This window comes from Acidovorax sp. KPB24-03, from assembly GCF_057546605.1.
Genome location: NZ_BAAJYR010000391.1, coordinates 1 through 3,250, shown reverse-complemented (window position 1 = coordinate 3,250; position 3,250 = coordinate 1). Strand labels below are relative to the sequence as shown.

The window sequence follows — 3,250 nt, the reverse complement described above, 5'->3', positions numbered from 1 at the left end:
CGCTGCACGCCGCCGGCATCGCCCTGGGCCATGCCGTGGTGGCGCGCCACCGCTGGCTGGCCGTGGTGGCGGGCGCCTCGACCGCGCTGCTGGGCGCCACGCTGCTCGTGCGCATGGCCTGAGCGGCCCAACGCATCGACCACTGCACCATCCACTGCGAGCCCACCCCATGATCCCCGGCGAACTCCTCATCGACGACGGCGAGCACGCGCTCAACACCGGCCGCCGCACCCTCACCCTGGTGGTGCGCAACACCGCCGACCGGCCGATCCAGGTCGGCTCGCACTACCACTTCGCCGAGACCAACGGCGCGCTCGGCTTCGACCGCGACGCCGCGCGCGGCATGCGGCTGAACATCGCCAGCGGCACGGCCGTGCGCTTCGAGCCCGGCCAGCAGCGCACCGTGGAGCTGGTGGACTACGCGGGCGACCGCACGGTGTACGGCTTTCGGGGCCTCACGCAGGGGCCGCTGGGCGAGCCGCCGGCCCCGGCCGCCGCCTGAACCCCGACACCATTCCTTTTTCGAACCGCCCGAGAGCTGGAGAGCATTCCCATGGCCACTGTGTCCAAACGCGCCTATGCCGAGATGTTCGGCCCCACCGTCGGAGACCGCGTGCGCCTGGCCGACACCGGGCTCATCGCCGAGGTGGAGCAGGACTACACGCTGCGCGCCGGCGCCTATGGCGAAGAGGTGAAGTTCGGCGGCGGCAAGACCATCCGCGACGGCATGGCGCAGGGCCAGCGCACGCGCGACGGCCAGGGCACCGGCCCCACGGCCGGGGGCGCCATGGACACGGTGCTGACCAACGCGCTCATCCTGGACCACTGGGGCATCGTCAAGGCCGACATCGGCCTGAAGGGCGGGCGCATCGCCGCCATCGGCAAGGCCGGCAACCCCGACACGCAGCCCGGCGTGGACATCGTCATCGGCCCCGGCACCGAGATCATCAGCTGCGAGGGCAACATCGTCACGGCGGGCGGCATCGACAGCCACATCCATTTCATCTGCCCGCAGCAGATCGAAGAGGCCCTGGCGTCGGGCGTGACCACCATGCTGGGCGGCGGCACCGGCCCGGCCACCGGCACGCTGGCCACCACCTGCACCTCGGGGCCCTGGAACATCGAGCGCATGCTGCAGGCGGCCGACGCCTTTCCCATGAACCTCGGCTTTCTGGGCAAGGGCAACGCCAGCCTGCCCGACGCGCTGCACGAGCAGATCGACGCGGGCGTGATCGGCCTCAAGCTGCACGAGGACTGGGGCACCACGCCCGCGGCCATCAGCAACTGCCTGGACGTGGCCGACGCCACCGACACGCAGGTCGCCATCCACTCCGACACGCTCAACGAGAGCGGCTTCGTCGAGAACACCATCGCCGCCGTGGCGGGCCGCGGCATCTGCGCCTTCCACACCGAAGGCGCGGGCGGCGGGCATGCGCCCGACATCCTGCGTGTGGTGGGCGAGGCGAACTTTCTGCCGTCTTCCACCAACCCCACCATGCCCTACACGGTGAACACGCTGGACGAGCATGTGGACATGCTCATGGTGTGCCACCACCTGGACGCCTCCATCGCCGAAGACCTGGCCTTCGCGGAGAGCCGCATCCGCAAGGAAACCATCGCGGCCGAAGACGTGCTGCACGACCTGGGCGCCATCAGCATGATGAGCAGCGACAGCCAGGCCATGGGCCGCGTGGGCGAGGTCATCCTGCGCACCTGGCAGACGGCCCACAAGATGAAAGCGCAGCGCGGCACGCTGGACGGCGACACCGCGCGCAACGACAACACGCGCATCAAGCGCTACGTGGCCAAGTACACCATCAACCCCGCCATCGCCCACGGCATCAGCCACGAGGTGGGCAGCCTGGAGGTGGGCAAGTGGGCCGACATCGTGATCTGGAAGCCCGCCTTCTTCGGCGTCAAGCCCGCCATGATCCTGAAGGGCGGCTTCATCGCCATGGCCGCCATGGGCGACCCCAACGCCTCCATCCCCACGCCGCAGCCCGTGCACTACCGGCCCATGTTCGGCGCCTTCGGCGGTGCGCTGGCCCGCACCTCGCTCACCTTCGTGTCGCAGGCCGGGCTGGCCGCGGGCATCGGCGAGCGCTTCGGCCTGGCCAAGCAACTCAGCGCCGTGCGCGGCGTGCGCGGCGTGCGCAAGCAGCACATGGTGCACAACCACTACACGCCGCGCATGGAGATCGACGCGCAGACCTACACCGTGCGCGCCGACGGCCAGCTGCTCACCTGCGAGCCCGCGACCGTGCTGCCCATGGCGCAGCGCTACTTTCTGTTCTGATCGCACGCATGCTTCAAGTCTCCAAACTCATCGCCCAGGGCAAGGGCCTCGCGCCCGTGCTCGTCAAGCGCGCCGCCACCCTCGAACTCGACTGGGACACGCGCCAGAAAAGCCGCTTCGCCGCTACCGACTCCACCGGGCGGGAGCTGGGCATTTTCCTGCCCCGGGGCACCGCCGTGCGCGGCGGCGACGTGCTGGTGGCCGAGGACGGCGCCCTGGTCCGCGTGATCGCCGCGCCCCAGGCGGTGCTGCGCATCACCCATTGCGCCCACCACGGCACCCCCTTCGATCTGACCCGCGCCGCCTACCACCTGGGCAACCGGCACGTGCCCATCGAACTCACGCCCACCCACCTGCAGATCGAGCCCGACCACGTGCTGGCCGACATGCTGCGCGCCATGCACCTCATCGTGAACGCGATCGAGGCCCCCTTCGAGCCCGAGGGCGGCGCCTATGCGGCGGGCGGGCACCATGGGCACGGGCACCATGGGCACGGGCACCACGGCCATGACCATAGCCACGACCACGACCATGCAGCCCCTTCGCACGACGCCGCCGGCCCCGCGCACGGCGACGGGCATGACCATGGGCACCGCCATGCAAGCCATGGCCACGATCACGGCGATGCGCACGCCCATGGCCACGACCATGACCATGCGAAGTGCGATCACCCGCACCACCACCCTTGATTGACGCCGGGATGACGGCCCCCGACTGCAACGCCCCACCACCCCAAGCCCCCACGGCCCTGCCCGCCGCCAGCCTGCTGCAGCTCATCTGGCTGGCCTCGCCGGCGCTGCCGGTGGGCGGGTTCTCGTACTCCGAAGGGCTGGAAGTGGCGGTGGAGCGCGCCGGCGTCACCACCGAAGCCTCCGCCGCCGAATGGCTGGCCGCGCAACTGCAGCTCACCCAGGCGCGCGGCGACATGGCCGTGCTGCAGCAGGCCCTGGCCGC

General features: G+C 70.7%; 3 protein-coding genes and 1 pseudogene. All 4 read left to right on the top strand.

Annotation, left to right across the window (positions count from 1 at the left end; all coding sequences use genetic code 11):
* Positions 1–169: 169 nt before the first annotated feature.
* Positions 170–502 (top strand): urease subunit beta, encoded by a 333-nt coding sequence (locus tag AC27KI_RS21470; protein WP_272564743.1) that lies wholly within the window; start codon positions 170–172, stop codon positions 500–502.
* Between the two features lie 51 nt (positions 503–553).
* On the top strand, positions 554–2,296 hold the full coding sequence (ureC, locus tag AC27KI_RS21465; RefSeq protein ID WP_284402365.1) for an urease subunit alpha: 1,743 nt from the start codon (positions 554–556) through the stop codon (positions 2,294–2,296).
* Between the two features lie 8 nt (positions 2,297–2,304).
* Positions 2,305–2,985 carry an urease accessory protein UreE gene (gene ureE, locus AC27KI_RS21460; protein ID WP_487115734.1) on the top strand — a complete coding sequence of 227 codons (681 nt, stop codon included), beginning with the start codon at positions 2,305–2,307 and terminating at the stop codon, positions 2,983–2,985.
* Between the two features lie 11 nt (positions 2,986–2,996).
* Positions 2,997–3,250: pseudogene (locus AC27KI_RS21455) on the top strand (urease accessory protein UreF); the annotation flags it as partial.

What these genes read in the sequence shown, in the direction of transcription:
- ureC (WP_284402365.1), top strand. Translation starts at nt 554, where the DNA reads ATGGCCACTGTGTCCAAACGCGCCTATGCCGAGATGTTCGGCCCCACC.
- ureE (WP_487115734.1), top strand. Translation starts at nt 2,305, where the DNA reads ATGCTTCAAGTCTCCAAACTCATCGCCCAGGGCAAGGGCCTCGCGCCC.
- AC27KI_RS21470 (WP_272564743.1), top strand. Translation starts at nt 170, where the DNA reads ATGATCCCCGGCGAACTCCTCATCGACGACGGCGAGCACGCGCTCAAC.